The following is a 12,666-nucleotide window of genomic DNA, read 5'->3' on the forward strand; positions in this document are numbered from 1 at the left end:
GCGTCGGGGATATTTGTGGAGCCGGCGAGTGGAATCGGACCACCAACCTGCGGTTTACAAACAGGCCAGGACAATTTTTGAAACGCTCGTTGTATCAAATGGTTTCCCCAATTTATTTGAAGACCTCTTTGACTTAGCATAAGTAACGGTCTAACTGTGGCCCCACCCAACCTCGCAAGTCTCACATTAAGTCTGGTTTCCGCACCAAGGTGAACAGGCCATTTTTTCCCACATGAGCACACGCTTGCGTTGTTCTGGCACTTTCTACATCAACGCAGACATCCAACTAGCCCCCTTATTCTGGGACTGGCGTGAGGCTATAACTTGTGTTCTTACTGCCACCCTCATTGCGAATGAGCACCCCTCGATCAATCAGTTCCTTGATGTCACGTTGGGCAGTGGGCATCGAACATTTCGCAAACGCTGCCCATTTTCTCGCTGTCAGCTTGCCCTCAAACCCGTCTAGAAATCGATTCAACACTTTCCGTTGGCGTTCATTGAGGGCGAGACCGGTATGGCGTTGCCAGAACCCTGCCTTACGTAGCACATCCGCGAATCCCGTCTCGGCAGCATCGATCGCCTTGGACACGCATTCAACAAACCACAGCATACGCGGCGTGATGTCGAGATCACCTTTCTGAGTGACTTCGAGCGAGGCATAATACTCGGGGCGCTCGCGATGAATCTGTCCCGCCAGGCCATAGAATCGCTGGGGGGATTGTTCCGAGCGTGCAAGACTCCGTTCTGCTAGCGCTCGCGCAATCCTGCCGTTCCCATCGTCGAATGGATGGATGGTGACAAACCAGAGGTGTGCGATTGTTGCATGGAGGATGCCGTCGATAGTGAGGGGTTCATTCAGCCATGCGAGAAACATCTCTATCTCAGCATCCACTCGCTCAGCTGGGGGCGCTTGAAAGTGAACCTTCTCACGTCCGACCGGACCTGAGCGTACTTGCATGGGGCCATCGGCATCCTCCCGCCACCCCCCGGTCTTTATCTTGCGCACACCGGAATAGCCAGTTGGAAACAACGCAGCCTGCCACCCATACAGTCGCTCCCGGGTGAGAGGGGTATCCAGTTGGCTCGTCGCATCGAGCATCATCGCAACCATGCCCTCAGTGCGTCGGTCTTCTGGACCAAGGGCGGCCCCAGGAACACCAAGCCGGCGTGCCACCGAGGAGCGGACACTCGACGGATCCAATCGTTCGCCTTCTATTTCTGCACTTTTGACGGCCTCTTCCGTGAGAGCCAGAAGTTCAGCCTCAAGCCGCAGCTCGAAGCCCAATTGCATCATTTTTCCAAGGGGCCGACCTTGCTTCAGGTGGGCCTGGCCGAGCGGGTTGAGCAAGTGCTCAGCATTCCAACGGAAGTGTGGCCATTCGGGTAGTTCCCAGATATACACATTCACCTCACTGCATGATGCGAATATACGCCTATTCGCATCATGCTGCTAGCTATTCGCATCATCACTTGAGGCGAACAAACGCTCATTCGTATCGTTGGGCGGGAATAGGGGAACACTCCAACGAGCTAGGGTCGATTCGAGGCGTTAGAAACAGTGACTTTGGCTCACGAAGGTTGGATCATTTGTTCGTGAGGTGGCTGTGATGATTGGGGACTCACTAGGAAGTCTTGCGCGGGTCTTTCTTCTGGCGGTGGGCACACGCGACGAAGAAATTTCTGACGCCCGGGCACTGGGAGCGGGCCTTGTGCTTCTGGCGGTGTTGTTGCTGCTGGTGACTCTACTCGCAACCTCACCGTTGCGGCTCAGTAGTCCACCCTTCTCGTTCGTCGCCGTCCATCAGAAGACGACATCCTACACATAGGTCGCGACCGGTTGTCTTGCACCTGCGTAGCCCTGCAAATCCGCCACGACCCATGCCCGCTCAGCCAGCGTGATTTCACCGAGGTGGTTGCTGAACGGACTGATGCCGTAGTCCCCGCTGCCGGTGCGAATGTCTCTCGCCAGCAAGCTGGTCAAGACCGGCGATCCGTTGATCACGTCCGTGCCTTCTTCTGCATCATCAGAGCAACGGCTGAGCAACACATCTGTCACTAAACTCACTCAGGAGCAGGAGCGTACCAAGCAAAAGATTGATCAACTTGGTTGCATCCATCCTCAGGCACAGCCCGTCTTCGGTTTCGCCTGAGCTGTTTTCGTTCGCTCTTCTGCAAGGTATTGTTTGGCCTTCTCAAGTTGCGACACCGCGCGTGGGAAGGGAGCAATGTGAATGGCCTTTTCCCACTGTACGATGGCTTCTCGATAGCGGCCTTTGCACATCAGAAACGCAGCATAGTCGCCATACGCGTAGGCGCTGTCCGGATTCAAGGCGATGCCCTTTTTCAGCAGCTGTTCCTGCAACGCAGCGTCGCCTCCGATTTTCGCCACACTTGCCCGATGCACTAGAACCAACATCGAATGGTGTGGAAGTGTTGCCGCCTGTTGCGCGCGATCAAAGGCGTGAGTCGCCTCGGGCACGTGACCTTGCTTCTCATGCCAGATGCCCTCGAAATACCACGGGTAGAAGCTATCTTGGTCAAGCGCTTTGGCTTTCGCAATGTGTTCGGCGGCCTCGAGAAACTCTTTTTTGACTATTAAGACCCGTGCCAGCTGCGCATGCGCTGCGCCAAGATCCGGATCCAAGCTCACTGCCTGCCGCGCATGGCCTAATGCGTCCTGCACCACTGTTCCACCAAACGTGGTGAGATCATACCAGTCGCCAATGGTATATCCACCGACCAGGGTTCCCAGCGAGACCGCGACATAAATAAACGCCTCATTGCGGTTCTGATCTGCCGCCAGGTTAATCTTGGTATAGGCATCCTGCAGCTGTGCTCGACTGAACACGTTGGCTTCGATTTGATAATAGGCCTCACGGGCCAGTGCCCGTGGCGTCCTCTTGTCTGCGGATGGAACTGCGCCCGTCCCACTTGGGGCAGCAAAGGAGGCTGAGCAGAGGACAACCACACTGAGCGCAAGCACCCAGCCGAACGATTTCATGGTTATGGCCATTGCGTCCCTCCGCGTGAACCGCATCTTTTACCGCACGAACACCTAGGCGCTTGTGCTCGATCTTTCCATGCCCGTCTCATCTCAGCAAGCGTTGAGTGAAAAGATGTCGCGAATTGGGTCGCTAGTCAGTGGCGGAAGAGGGCGGTATTCTGGGGCTATCACGAATTTCTGCGCCGAGGCTTCGCAGGATCCCGCGAATGGCTTCAATGTTGCTGTAATTTTTCCCATAATCCAACGAAGTCATCTTCATGTCCGGGGCACTATGAAGCGTTACCCAAGCATGGTCGTTCCCCACACCTGTTTGGTTACACTGCACGCCTCGCTTGTTGCGGGGCGTGCAACTTATTTGGGGCGAGTCCTGACGCGGATTCGAGAGCGGTCTACGATGATGAGAGACGCGGTGAGTTCAGCTTCGGCAACCTCACTGAGCAATCGTCCCAAAGCCTGTTTGGTTTCTTCGATCGTGGTCGGCCAAACCCGAAGACGCACAATGCTATGGTGGCGCTGCACCGGAAAGGAACGGCCATCGGCAAAGTCTTCATCGAAGGTCACAACGACAGCGGTCTGCTGCTGCGCTCAGGCGAAGACCTCTTCACCAGCCTTCCCGGACAATCCCACATCACCGGTGTGGAAGACAGTCCACGTCGGCTTCAACAGCTTCAGCCAAGAAACGACGGCTTGGGGAACATTTTGGTCGAGAAGGATGGTCAGGCGGTCAGGCACGCGGAATGACTTTCGCTTCGTCAATCACCTGGCTGGCATACTCAAGCGCGGCAGTGACATCGTTGTTGGTCAATTCGGGGTACGCCTCAATGATGCCAGCCATGGTATAGCCACCGGCCACCATGCCGAGAATGTTTTTCACCATAATGCGGGTGCCTCGAATGGTGGGCCTTCCGCCGCAGATTTTGGAATCGACAACGATACGATTATCCACCACGCTTTCCTCGCCGGCCAGTCAACTACATCAAAAGCTATGCTGATACGCCTAGGCTGTCAAGAAAGCACTCAATGGCATACTGGGAGAAGAACTGCTGCAGGCCAAGAATCGAGGACAGCCAGGCCTAACAAGAGAGGGCCTGGGGTTTGCGCAGGAACACCATATGAGCCCGCTCGCGCCGGCTTACTTTCAGTCCAGAATAGAGGAGACGTGGAGCCGGCGAGTGGAATCGAACCACCGACCTGCGGTTTACGAAACAGGCCAGGACAGTTTTTGAAACGCTCGGTGTATCAAATGGTTTCCCCGTTTTAACTGCGAAAACAGGTACTTGGACGCTTTCCACTGATTCGATGGATTCGAGGGGTATAGGTGGGTTTTGAAAATTTTTAGCACAAATTTAGCACATCCACGCCGAACACTATCGCCGTATCTCGAATGCCACCTTCTTTCAACACCTAATTCTCAAGCATGGACGCGCCACTATGCTTTGTAAAAAGCAGTAACCTTTTATCCATTGCGCTAAGGGCCATGTGGCGACCAGAGTTGTCCAAGGCCATTCCGGCTATTCGCATATTACTTGGCAGATGCAAGTGAATTACTGACATCCCCCGGAGATCAACCATGGCCAAATGTGAAGTGTTGTTGGGATGCCACATAAACAGCTTCTGATCGGTGGTCATCGCCAGATCCGGCACAACCACCATATCATCAGGAGGCTTTAGATGTTGCGAGAACCAGCCCGTCTTATCCTCGACCTTGAAGGAGGATGTTTGAAAGGTAGTGGTGTCAAATATCGTCACTATCGCGGCTTCGTTGTCACCGACGTATAGTTTGTTCCCGTCTTTGGATGCGACTAAGGCAGTTGGAAAAGTCCCTATATTTCTGATGAGGTCTAGCCGAGAGTTATCCCTGGTGCTCATAACGCTAATAGTTCGTGCAAAAGGATGCAATACGTATAATCTCGTTTCGTCTGGTGAAAGCACGCTTCGCCATCCGGCTGGCTCTTGTAGCGCAATTTTTTGATAGATCTTCAGATCCTTCGCATCCAGCATATACAAAAACAAACTATTAGCATCAGTAACGTAGAGCCTCTTTGCATCAGAAGTTAACACAAGAGAAAAAGAAATGAATCCCTTGTTAAGGGTAAGAGTTCCCGTAACTTTCTTCATTGGCAATGATATCTTCAATAGTAGTCCATCGCTATCCCGACTGGAACACATCACGTATGCTTCTTGGTCCTTGTTATCAACGACAAAGTTGCTGGGGCTGCAGCCGAGATGAATCGCTTCGACCTCGTGCCCCTTGGTATGTATCACACCGAAATTCTGACTTTTTATCGAGGTGTAGTAGATCCTTTCGCCTGAAGAATTGAACCTAAAAGAATCAAGGTCATCGGCCACATTCACCACTTGGGCTTTCCCAAACAGGCTTTCGAGCTCGAGAGGGTCGCCAGATATAATTGTGGTGCCCGTACTAGTTGTCCTAAAATTCGGTGAGTGACAGCCGCCCATCATTGCTAACATCACCAGTGCGGCGCATATTCGCATGCTTGGATTCCTAATTCCCCAATTTAGACAAAATATTGTCCTAACATTTGACGCTAGGACAATATTTTCGATTTAGGACAGTTTTAGAGTATTGCTGATCATTACGCTCAGGAACAATCTCAATCTGGAGGCTCAATATTTCAGCGTGTTGTAGCTTGCTCTGGGTTTTGCGATTATATTCCCTGAGCGTTGCATCAAGCGAACTTTCGACTTCTGAAATTACTGCTACCCCTGAACTATCAAACTCCACTACCCTACCCATAAACAAACCCTGCTGTTCTGCTTTGTCTCTATCAAAACTGTCAGCAAGTAAAGGGAAGATCTTAATCATGGCCTTGTCAGGAACTTGCTGGCCTTCAAATCGTTTCTCATACGATATTTTGATTTCCCTTTTTCCCCCACCCGATTCTCCCTTTGGCTGCGCTGTTGGCAGAATAGTCGGCTGTAAGAATATGCTGGCGTCCCACTTTAGGTCCGTGGTCATGAAGGCGTACATTGCCTGATACGTCAACAACTGTTTCTTAATTTGAGATAGCTCAGAACCGTACAATGCGACTCTTCCCTGCTCGACCCAAATCCCACAAGAAAGTAAAAAATGCTGAGCGTATGAAATTGGCAATACGAAACTCTCGGATACTACCTCTGACCGCCTCAACACAATCCCGATGACTTCTCCCAAAGAGTTCACGGCTGGCCCTCCGCTATTCCCAGGATAAAGATCACCGTTTAGCCATATCAAACCATTATTGTCCACAGCCTTTACCGGCAAAACATCAACATTAAATGAACGTGTGACTCCATTCTTGGCAGGGCTCCCGATCAGCTTAAGGGCTTCGCCTGCAGAAACCTTACTCGAATCTCCGATTTTCATCGGAACAAGAAGGCTCTCAGGAAGGATCGCAATCAGTGCGAGATCAAAATGCTCGCTCATGCTTAATACCGAGGCCGTCTCTGGTAGAGATTTGTTATAGCGCTTTATCTGCACAGTATATGGAGCGTTCTTAATGTTGTGTCTAGCCGTGAGAATATGTCCCTTATCCGTAATCAATAGGCCGGCGCCAACTGGCTCCCCGTTGCTCAATATTTCTACAACCTTATTCTTAAGCTCGTCGTCGGCACCTGAAATGGCAAATGAAATTGATAACAGCTCAGAGAGGAGGCAGAGCGTCAGAATAAGGAAGCAGTGACGGTGGACCATCTTTGCCATACTACCTACTATACAAATATAGTTAACCGGCGAGTGAGAGATGAATCTTCAAACGATGAATCGTAGATTGCTTGTACTTACCCCCTGCGATATCAATGATAAAAAAACTGATCCCGCCCTGTGCAGTTTTCTCGATCCCGAATTCTGTTTCATATACAAATCCATCCAGCTTCAACGGCGGCGGATCGTTTATGGCATTCCGTAGAGCGTTCTTGACACTTCCAATTGCAGCGGCAAGGCCATGATCTTTCTTTGCACCTATCTCCAAATCTCCAATGGGCGTCAATGTGAGTTTTATGGTCTGACCGTTGACCTGAGCGGCCCCCGCCCCCATATTTACACCTAGTCCACCCAGAACGGATACTTTAAGTCCAGCTTCTCCGCCAGATTCAGTTGCTATACTTAATTCAAGATCGACGCGGTCTATTTGCAATCTTGGCTTCCCAGTTTCAGTAGCCTGAGCAGTGCGTATATCTTCCTTCAATGCCTTTATCACCTGATCTACGCCAAAATCATCGCCTGAGGCATTGTTAGGATCATTCGCGAAAGTAAAAAGCAATAGCAGTGATAGAACCATGCCAAATTTTGGCATATGGCCGCCTTTAAATGATAAGTGATCGGAAGATATGGCAGGAAGCAAAACCATTGGGAAATTGTGAACTACGCATTTTAAAATTGCAAGATGGCGGGATTGAATGAAAGTATTTAATCCTAGGCTAATACATGACATGGTCGGTGAACCCACTTGATACCTTTAAGATTCGGGCTGAAGTATTCCCTGCCACTGTATTCCAGAAAAATGCTCCGCCCCTGCAACTGTGCCGCCATGATTTCACCTAAACGTATGATTTAAATCATACGCGACGGTCGAATGCTTTTCCGGGCTCAGACACGAATACGTTATCAACAACACTAGGGCAGTCGATCTGAGGCGAGGATCACCATCTTTGATTAGATCCAACAGTGTCAAAGCCGCGACAGCGGCAAAGACTGGAGATGCAGAAACGGGAGCAATTACCTTTGACTCAACTGCACGCTCGATCTGCCTAACATATTTCACGCAGACAAACTGGCATGTGGACTTCGACACCTCAATGCTAATTGGCGACAGTCTCGCATGCTGCATCTATCTCCTGAGTCAAAATAAGGCCGACAGGACCTTGGGAACGAATACAGACGTAGACTTGCCCTAAAGACCTTCGCCCAATGGACACTTCCAAACTATAATCAGAACTTTTAGTCATCTGCCCTCACTCCAAATGTATCTTTTCAAGCCAGCAGGCATCAGATACACTGCGTTTCTTGCCTCTCCTTCAACCAAACAGGGAGTTATTATGTCCCTTCTTGAGGATATCCAGGCAGCCGCGGTTGACTCGAAAAGTGATCTTGGCACGTTGCTTCGAATGTGTAAGCTATTGGCAGCCCGCCTAGGCAGTCAGCCACTGGAAGATTGGCTTCTGTGGGAGTCAAATGGGTATCCAGACGAAGTGGTGGTTCCCGACTACCGAATTTGGCCCGTTCAGCTCAAAGGGCATTTTTTTGGACCTTTCGGTTCCGGGATACAAAATGCCCCAATACCAATATCTCTGATTCCAGAAACAGTCAGAGATTCCTACCAAAACTTCAGATGTAGACAGAGCGTAGCCGGTATTGAGGAAACCCTAAGCAAGAACACTGGTGGTGTGGTTCAGGTAAGCACAGGAGACCTCGCTTTTTTCCTTGGAGATAAAGTGTACCAAGATCAACATTGTGTGCAGAGTTGGGGAGAGGTAAGCACGGGGCGACTTATTGAGTTACTAAATGCTGTGCGCAACCGCATCCTTGATTTCACCCTAAAGGTCTGGAAGCTAGCTCCTGATGCAGGGGACAATCCTAAACTTTCGCCCGGAGTAATTGATTCCACAAAGGTAAGCCAAATTTTTCACATGACTATATATGGTTCAGCCAATGTCGTAGGTACGGCTCAAGATTCCACCATAACTCTCAACGTAACAACGAAAGACTTCACATCTTTAGAAAAAGTTTTACGGGAGAATGGAATCAGAGAGGAAGACGTTAAGGAGCTTCAAGCAGCGATCACATCAGACTCCGAGCCAAAAGAGAAGGATAAGTTCGGGCCACGAGTGTCAGCTTGGATTGGGAAAATGGTCCAAAAAGCGGCGAATGGGGGTTGGGATATTGCAATTCAAGCTGCGGGAACTCTCCTGGCTAATTCAATTGCTAAATACTATGGCTGGCAATGAAATACTCATCCAAAGCGGTAACCGAAATTGAACGTGAATACAGTAAAGTACTTGGAGAACTACAAGTATTATGGATCAGTCTCGCTCGAGAGTTATCCCCACTGTTGAAAACCGAAAAGGGTCGTGAGTATGTCAACGAAGGAGTTTGTAGGCGGTTAACCACCATTCGGAGATGCATGGAAAACATCTTCACTTTGTTCCCAGCTAATAGAACCCGCCTGTTTAGTGAAGAAGAGCGTAGCGATTTGGAAATAAATCTTCATGCCTTCCTTATAAATTCCCATGGCATACCAGATAATCTTGCATTGGCTTACGTGGAGGAGAACAATCTACAGATTCCACGACATCGGGCAGGAATGTTTCGCAAAGAGATAAAACCGCATTTACCCGAAAAAGTTCGTACTTATCTTGACTCGAATAATATATCCAGCTGGCACAAGGAATATGCCAAAAACTATCGCGATGCCTTGGCACATCGCATACCACCTTACATTCCACCGTTGCTCTACACGGCAGAACACCAATTCCAGTACAAAGAATTCGAAACGCGCATCAAGGTGGCAATGGAGGTAGAAGGCAGCTTTGAGCGTGCAGTGACGTTAGTAGAGGAACAAGAAACAATCGGCATCATCTGTCCGTTTTTCATGCATTCCCATACTGATAGTGATGCAATGCAATTTCATCCACAAATCATCGTTGATGCGCGGACGGTGATTGAAATTATCAGCGTGGTCCGCCCACATCTCACGGCACGCTGAACCGCTTCAGCATCTCATAGGTTTGCCCCAACTGAAGCCGCCGTCGCAGCTCCTGCCTCGTCAACCGAATGCCACTCTTGTCTGACCAAGGCGCCGGAAACTAAAAATGCAACTCAATGCGCCTGTGGGGCCCAGGCATTTTCTGAGATTTTGCCATAAAAGTCTGTGGGCAAAAGGTATGTCTCCTGTAGCGCACTAAAGCGCACATAAGCACATAATTGCCTACTTCCCTTCCTGGCGAGAGACACCGATAATTTTTCCGCTGCTGTCCCCTCCTGGCCACTACTGGCCTCTTGTGGGTACTTTACTTAGTTATGACGTTCGCATATTGTCAGAAACGTGGCGAGCATGTTCATAAAAAAGCTAGGGGACCACGATTGGAGCCCTGTTGGAAGCAACACGTTTGTTCGTGGATCGGTGGCAAAGCCGGTCCGCGCCGCATGCCGGCAGGCTGCGGGGCGGAGCGGAATGGCCCCCGTCTTGGTAACACGGGGGCGCTACCCACAGCGCTCATTACAGGAGTTCGATAGGGTCCATGGATTCTGGCTTCACCCTCACGATTGATTGGCTGGCGTTTACGGTCCTGGCCAGCAATCCTCAAGAGACCATGCGGGTATTGGGTGGAAACTGGAGTAAGGCTAAAGGGGGTTTCCGAGGCTATCCCTTGTCCTGGTTGCGGGCCGATGGCCTGCGCGGGGTTGGCAAACTGGGCACCAATGCGCCTCGGCGCCCGAATGAAATCCATGTGGATCTGTCGGGCGGCCTGGCGTCCGCCCTGACACTGGATCAAATCCGCACCCTGCTCAAATGGGTGCATAAGCAGCAAGGACATGTGACGCGCATCGACTGTGCATTGGATGATCGAGCGGGAACGGTGCCTGTCTCGACCATCCGAGAAGCGGTCTCTGCAGGCCAATGCGTCACAAGGGCTGCTCAGGTCCGGCATATCGTCTCCAACTTGACGCATGGGACCGGAGCGACGACCGGGGAGACCATGTATTTCGGCAGTCCGCAGAGTCAGACCTTGCTGCGCATTTATGACAAACGACTCGAACTCCTGAGCAAGGGCCAGGAGAACTATCAGGACTACGGAACTCGGTGGGAGCTAGAACTCAAGAAAGATCGGGCCGAACAATGTGCCCGAGCATTGGCAACGTTAGACGAAGCCGATTGGAAGGAGTTGGTCATCGGCTTGCTTCGCTCGTATGTGGATTTCCGGCATATCTCGAAGGATGCCGAGGATGAAGAACGATACCGGGCTCCCGTGTTGGAGTGGTACGCCCTCTTGACGGAGGGATTTCAGAAGGGGCGATTAGCCCAGGAGCAGCAGGTGCAGACCCTGCAGAACGTAAAACGATGGGTGAGTGACACCCTGACGCCGATGTTGGCGGTCATTTGTGCCACCCCTGGAGGGGAAGAATGGCTACTGAACGAAATTGTCAGGGGCATTGCTCGGTGGAAAGACCGACACCGCAATTTGCTCAAACAACCACCCAATCGGTTTCACCGGTCTGCCGGCGGTCACGCGGGCAGCCCATGTTAGGGGGACTGGGGGTGTCGGGAGACTCCCCCGGTGTATCTGCACATGCTTACCGTCAAAGAGCTTTCGGCTTGGCTCAATATTAAGCCGTCCACACTCTACCTCTGGGTCTCCCGAAATAAGATTCCTTGCCGTCGCATACACGGCCTCGTCCGCTTTGAACCTGAGGCCATCCAAGCGTGGCTGAAGGGCTTTGAAGCCAATCCCAGCAAGCCCTTCCCACTGCCGACTCATGACGCTACCCGCGACCTGAACCAGCTCATTGAAGCGGCCAAATCCGAAGTCTATACTCGCCACGGGGAAACCATCACACCGAGCCCACGCACGAAGGAGGAGCAGCATGGGGCTCGTTAAACGAAACAATATTTGGTGGATGTCATTTACGTATGAAGGGCGGCAAGTGCGGCGATCGACCGAAACCTCAGACAAAAAGCTGGCGGAAGCCATCCTGAGCAAAATCCGAGTGCAGATTGTCGAGGGGAAATATTTCGAAAAACCGAAAGAAGATCCCTACACCTTTTCCCAGTTAATGGACCGGTATCTGAAAGAGCATGCCAGCCGGCGGGCCCACTACCGGCGCTATGTGAACATGGTCACGAATGTGAAAGCCTTCTTCGGCAATCCAAAACTATCCCAGATTACGCCGAAGACCATCGTGGCCTTCAAAGCCAAGCGCTATGCCGATGGAGTCATGCCGGCCACCATTAACCGAGAACTGGCCATGCTGAAAAAGGCCTTCAATCTTGCCTGCCGCGAATGGGAATGGGCAAAGGACAATCCGGTCTGCCGTGTCTCGATGGAGAAAGAGCAAAACTCCCGGGACCGCTGGCTTACCGAACAGGAGGAAGCGCGGCTGCTCATGGCTGCGCCTGCATGGATTCGAGAAGTCGTCACCTTCGCCATCAATACCGGCATGCGACGGGGAGAAATTCTTGCCCTCACATGGGCAGGCGTGGACTTCACCCGACGAACCGTGACGGTCTTTAAATCCAAGAACGGGGAACGGCGGACGATTCCGGTCAACCAAACCGTGTTGGAACTGCTCTCTCACAAATATGAGCAGGGCCGTGGGCAACGGGGAATTGAGACTCGGGTTGTGTTCTGCAGCAAAGCCAGTACCGAGTTGGATGGCAGTAACCTTCGACGAGGTTTTACGGCGGCCTTGAAGGCGGCACAGATTGAGGATCTTCATTTCCACGATCTGCGCCACACCTTTGCTACGCGACTGGTCCAAGCCGGGGTGGACTTGTACAAAGTTCAACGGCTGCTCGGGCACAAATCTCCGAGCATGACCCAACGGTATGCGCATCACTATCCGGAAAGTCTGCGGGATGGGGTGGAGATTTTGGACCGGGGAAAGACGTTTAGCACAAATTTAGCACAGCGACCATTTGCGCCAACGGTGGCAATGTAAGTGC

General features: G+C 51.4%; 15 protein-coding genes. 7 read left to right on the forward strand and 8 right to left on the reverse strand.

Translation table 11 applies throughout. The features are described 5' to 3' along the window. Window positions 1-295: 295 nt before the first annotated feature. Window positions 296-1,402, reverse strand: coding sequence for a Fic family protein (locus tag KJA79_RS01705; protein ID WP_213041345.1), 1,107 nt, complete (start codon window positions 1,400-1,402; stop codon window positions 296-298). A gap of 205 nt (window positions 1,403-1,607) precedes the next feature. Here KJA79_RS01705 and KJA79_RS01710 point away from each other — a divergent pair, with 205 nt between their 5' ends. Further along, window positions 1,608-1,826: a hypothetical protein gene (locus KJA79_RS01710; protein ID WP_213040268.1), complete on the forward strand. Its 219-nt coding sequence runs from the start codon at window positions 1,608-1,610 to the stop codon at window positions 1,824-1,826. Here KJA79_RS01710 and KJA79_RS01715 read toward each other — a convergent pair. The 3 genes from KJA79_RS01715 to KJA79_RS23245 form a co-directional block, all read right to left on the reverse strand. Further along, window positions 1,817-2,065 carry a hypothetical protein gene (locus tag KJA79_RS01715; protein ID WP_213040269.1) on the reverse strand — a complete coding sequence of 83 codons (249 nt, stop codon included), beginning with the start codon at window positions 2,063-2,065 and terminating at the stop codon, window positions 1,817-1,819. The two genes, KJA79_RS01710 and KJA79_RS01715, sit on opposite strands and share 10 nt — an antisense overlap. A gap of 54 nt (window positions 2,066-2,119) precedes the next feature. Beyond that, window positions 2,120-3,013 carry a tetratricopeptide repeat protein gene (locus KJA79_RS01720; RefSeq protein ID WP_213040270.1) on the reverse strand — a complete coding sequence of 298 codons (894 nt, stop codon included), beginning with the start codon at window positions 3,011-3,013 and terminating at the stop codon, window positions 2,120-2,122. A gap of 342 nt (window positions 3,014-3,355) precedes the next feature. After that, window positions 3,356-3,565 (reverse strand): hypothetical protein, encoded by a 210-nt coding sequence (locus KJA79_RS23245; protein WP_425518090.1) that lies wholly within the window; start codon window positions 3,563-3,565, stop codon window positions 3,356-3,358. Here KJA79_RS23245 and KJA79_RS01725 point away from each other — a divergent pair. After that, window positions 3,509-3,745, forward strand: a complete 237-nt coding sequence (locus KJA79_RS01725) for a hypothetical protein (RefSeq protein ID WP_213040271.1) — start codon at window positions 3,509-3,511, stop codon at window positions 3,743-3,745. The genes KJA79_RS23245 and KJA79_RS01725 overlap by 57 nt on opposite strands. On the opposite strand, the gene KJA79_RS01730 is transcribed toward KJA79_RS01725, so the two are convergent. The 4 genes from KJA79_RS01730 to KJA79_RS01745 form a co-directional block, all read right to left on the reverse strand. Continuing rightward, window positions 3,729-3,950 (reverse strand): DUF433 domain-containing protein, encoded by a 222-nt coding sequence (locus KJA79_RS01730; protein ID WP_213040272.1) that lies wholly within the window; start codon window positions 3,948-3,950, stop codon window positions 3,729-3,731. The two genes, KJA79_RS01725 and KJA79_RS01730, sit on opposite strands and share 17 nt — an antisense overlap. Before the next feature lie 458 nt (window positions 3,951-4,408). Further along, window positions 4,409-5,500: a YncE family protein gene (locus tag KJA79_RS01735; protein ID WP_213040273.1), complete on the reverse strand. Its 1,092-nt coding sequence runs from the start codon at window positions 5,498-5,500 to the stop codon at window positions 4,409-4,411. Window positions 5,501-5,540: 40 nt separating this feature from the next. Then, window positions 5,541-6,707 carry a S1 family peptidase gene (locus tag KJA79_RS01740; RefSeq protein ID WP_213040274.1) on the reverse strand — a complete coding sequence of 389 codons (1,167 nt, stop codon included), beginning with the start codon at window positions 6,705-6,707 and terminating at the stop codon, window positions 5,541-5,543. A 22-nt stretch (window positions 6,708-6,729) separates the two neighbouring features. Then, a complete protein-coding gene (locus tag KJA79_RS01745) occupies window positions 6,730-7,299 on the reverse strand; it encodes a trypco2 family protein (RefSeq protein WP_213040275.1) in 570 nt (189 codons plus the stop codon). A gap of 742 nt (window positions 7,300-8,041) precedes the next feature. On the opposite strand from KJA79_RS01745, the gene KJA79_RS01750 reads away from it, so the two are divergent. The 5 genes from KJA79_RS01750 to KJA79_RS01770 all read left to right on the forward strand — a co-directional run bounded on the left by KJA79_RS01750 (window position 8,042) and on the right by KJA79_RS01770 (window position 12,662). Then, window positions 8,042-8,950, forward strand: coding sequence for an AbiTii domain-containing protein (locus KJA79_RS01750; protein ID WP_213040276.1), 909 nt, complete (start codon window positions 8,042-8,044; stop codon window positions 8,948-8,950). A 176-nt stretch (window positions 8,951-9,126) separates the two neighbouring features. Next, the gene (locus tag KJA79_RS01755) at window positions 9,127-9,708 is read left to right on the forward strand and encodes a hypothetical protein (protein ID WP_213040277.1); all 582 of its coding nucleotides are present in this window, start codon (window positions 9,127-9,129) and stop codon (window positions 9,706-9,708) included. 535 nt (window positions 9,709-10,243) lie between these two features. Next, window positions 10,244-11,251, forward strand: a complete 1,008-nt coding sequence (locus tag KJA79_RS01760) for a replication initiation factor domain-containing protein (RefSeq protein WP_213040278.1) — start codon at window positions 10,244-10,246, stop codon at window positions 11,249-11,251. A 42-nt stretch (window positions 11,252-11,293) separates the two neighbouring features. Next, window positions 11,294-11,602, forward strand: a complete 309-nt coding sequence (locus KJA79_RS01765) for a helix-turn-helix domain-containing protein (protein ID WP_213040279.1) — start codon at window positions 11,294-11,296, stop codon at window positions 11,600-11,602. Further along, a complete protein-coding gene (locus tag KJA79_RS01770; protein WP_213040280.1) occupies window positions 11,589-12,662 on the forward strand; it encodes a tyrosine-type recombinase/integrase in 1,074 nt (357 codons plus the stop codon). Before KJA79_RS01765 ends, KJA79_RS01770 begins: the two co-directional genes overlap by 14 nt. The last annotated feature ends 4 nt before the right edge of the window (window positions 12,663-12,666 follow it).

It is taken from the genome of Nitrospira defluvii (assembly GCF_905220995.1).
In the GTDB taxonomy this organism is placed as follows: domain Bacteria; phylum Nitrospirota; class Nitrospiria; order Nitrospirales; family Nitrospiraceae; genus Nitrospira_A; species Nitrospira_A defluvii_C.

Excerpts from the sequence above, each read along its gene's own strand:
- KJA79_RS01770 (WP_213040280.1), top strand. The coding sequence starts at position 11,589 with ATGGGGCTCGTTAAACGAAACAATATTTGGTGGATGTCATTTACGTAT.
- KJA79_RS01760 (WP_213040278.1), top strand. The coding sequence starts at position 10,244 with ATGGATTCTGGCTTCACCCTCACGATTGATTGGCTGGCGTTTACGGTC.
- KJA79_RS01720 (WP_213040270.1), bottom strand. The coding sequence starts at position 3,013 with ATGGCCATAACCATGAAATCGTTCGGCTGGGTGCTTGCGCTCAGTGTG.
- KJA79_RS01765 (WP_213040279.1), top strand. The coding sequence starts at position 11,294 with ATGCTTACCGTCAAAGAGCTTTCGGCTTGGCTCAATATTAAGCCGTCC.
- KJA79_RS01755 (WP_213040277.1), top strand. The coding sequence starts at position 9,127 with ATGGAAAACATCTTCACTTTGTTCCCAGCTAATAGAACCCGCCTGTTT.
- KJA79_RS01710 (WP_213040268.1), top strand. The coding sequence starts at position 1,608 with ATGATTGGGGACTCACTAGGAAGTCTTGCGCGGGTCTTTCTTCTGGCG.
- KJA79_RS01740 (WP_213040274.1), bottom strand. The coding sequence starts at position 6,707 with ATGGCAAAGATGGTCCACCGTCACTGCTTCCTTATTCTGACGCTCTGC.
- KJA79_RS01725 (WP_213040271.1), top strand. The coding sequence starts at position 3,509 with ATGGTGGCGCTGCACCGGAAAGGAACGGCCATCGGCAAAGTCTTCATC.
- KJA79_RS01735 (WP_213040273.1), bottom strand. The coding sequence starts at position 5,500 with ATGCGAATATGCGCCGCACTGGTGATGTTAGCAATGATGGGCGGCTGT.
- KJA79_RS01750 (WP_213040276.1), top strand. The coding sequence starts at position 8,042 with ATGTCCCTTCTTGAGGATATCCAGGCAGCCGCGGTTGACTCGAAAAGT.
- KJA79_RS01745 (WP_213040275.1), bottom strand. The coding sequence starts at position 7,299 with ATGCCAAAATTTGGCATGGTTCTATCACTGCTATTGCTTTTTACTTTC.